The sequence below is a fragment of the Streptomyces sp. NPDC051907 genome, assembly GCF_040681075.1.
Lineage (GTDB): Bacteria > Actinomycetota > Actinomycetes > Streptomycetales > Streptomycetaceae > Streptomyces.
Genome location: NZ_JBFAYB010000226.1, coordinates 1 through 2,010 on the forward strand (window position 1 = coordinate 1; position 2,010 = coordinate 2,010).

The following is a 2,010-nucleotide window of genomic DNA, read 5'->3' on the forward strand; positions in this document are numbered from 1 at the left end:
CGCGCCTTCTCCTCGGTCGAGGAACTCAACGCCGCCTTCACCGCCTGGGTGCCGCTGCGGCGGGCGAAGGTCCATGGCACCCACGGCGAGGTCATCGGTCTCCGTGCGATCCGCGACCACGTCGCCCTCCGCCCGCTGCCGCAGACGCCCTATGTGGTCACTCAGCGGCATCTCCGCTACGTCGGCAAGGACTGCCTCGTCGCCTTCGACGCAAATCTCTACTCGGTGCCGGCCCGCAAGGTCCGCCCCCGTCAACTGGTCGAAGTCAGGGCCACGAAGTCCCAGGTCATGCTGCATGCCACCGCCCCCGATCGCACCGGCGAAACCCTGCTGGCCGTTCATCCGCGGGCGGTCGGCCGAGGCGCCCGCATCGTGGATGAGAAGCACTGGGACGGCCTGCCCACGGGAGCCGGCCGCCGCGTCACCACCGGTGACGGGAGCCTGCCGAGGCCCCGCCGCCACGACAATCCAGGCTCGCAGGCCGGGCCACTGGCGGCCCTGCTGAACCGGGCCGCGGTCACCCAGATCGAGGTCGGCCGCCGGCCTCTGTCGGTCTATGACGAACTGACCGGCACCCGCCCCTTCACCACCAAGCCGAGCGCGAAGGAATCGTCTTGAACGAGCTGGTCTCCACGCGCATCCGCAACACGGCCGGCAAGCTGGGCTGCCCCACCTGGCCGAGGCCCTTACTCAGTACGCTCAGCGGGCCGACGAGGCAAGGATGGGCTACCTCGACTTCATCGACCTGGTCCTCTCCGAAGAACTCGCCGTCCGTGAAGACCGCCGCTACCGCACCGGCCTGCGGATCTCGAAGCTGCCGCACCACAAGACACTGGACGACTACGACTTCTCGTTCCAGCCCGAGCTCGACCCCCGCAAGGTCAAGGACCTCGCCACCCTCTCCTTCGTCGAGGCCAAGGCCAACGCTGCCCTCCTCGGCCCGCCGGGAGTAGGCAAGACACATATCGCCGTCGCTCTCGCGGTCGCCGCCTGCCGGGCCGGCTACTCGATCTACTTCACCAGCCTCGACGACATGGTCCGCAACCTCAAGACCGCCGAGGCCGCCGGACGGCTGACCAGCAAGCTCGGCAGCTACCTGCGGCCCGCGGTTCTCGTGGTCGACGATGTGGGCTACCAGCCCCTCGAACGCGCGGAGGCCAACCTGGTCTTCCAGGTGATCTCAAAGCGCTACGAAAAGGGCTCCATCATCCTGACCTCGAACAAGACCTTCAGCGAATGGGGACAGGTGTTCGGTGACGAGGTCCTGGCCACCGCCATCCTCGACCGCCTCCTGCACCACTGCGACGTGATCTCCATCAACGGCCCCAGCTACCGGCTCAAGAACCGGCTCGCGGCCATCGAGCGAGACCAAGAAAGCGCAGCCTCATAGCTCATGTGGTCGACAATGAGCGCATGGACGTCCCTGAGCTGCTCGAATCAGCTTCTCTGCTTGTTCCGGAAGAGACCGCCACCGAGAACGACATCACGGTGCGAGACATCTGGGACTACCTCGTCCACGACGAGTGGGAGATCGCCCTGAGCCTGCTGGAGGAACTCGGGGACGCTCGCTCTCTCCCTCTCGCATTCTGGGAGAAGCTCGCCGAAGCGGCTGAGCAGCTCCGGCTTGAGCGGAGCGCGGCCTGGTGCCATTGGCGGTGCTCCGAGATCCGCAACGGCGTGATCCGGGCAGATCTGACGCTCCGTCCTGCCACCGAGGCGCGACGCACCACGGCAATCTCCGGCGCCGGTGTTCTGCGACCCATGTGGGACATCGGACACCTCTCGCCCACCGGCGGACGTGCGGTCAGCATCGCCTCGCTTTGGGTTGAGGACATGCCCTATCTGGAGCCCGGCGGGCGAGCCACGGTTCGACTCGTGCCCCTCACTCCCTCCCACTGGACGCACCTCCAGCCCGGCCAGCAGATCGCCATGCACGAGGACCGAACCGTGGCCGGCACCGCAGTCATCCTGGAGGTTCATCGCCCTGCCACCGCCATGCCCGCGGGATGA

Annotated in this window: 1 protein-coding gene and 2 pseudogenes; all 3 read left to right on the plus strand. The window is 67.3% G+C overall.

Going from position 1 to position 2,010, the window contains the following annotated elements; genetic code table 11:
* Positions 1–618 (plus strand): annotated as a pseudogene (locus AB0M39_RS41910) (IS21 family transposase); the annotation flags it as partial.
* Positions 615–1,390: pseudogene (gene istB / locus AB0M39_RS41915) on the plus strand (IS21-like element helper ATPase IstB). The pseudogenes AB0M39_RS41910 and istB, both read left to right, overlap by 4 nt.
* 23 nt (positions 1,391–1,413) lie before the next feature.
* Positions 1,414–2,010: a hypothetical protein gene (locus AB0M39_RS41920; protein WP_365374430.1), complete on the plus strand. Its 597-nt coding sequence runs from the start codon at positions 1,414–1,416 to the stop codon at positions 2,008–2,010.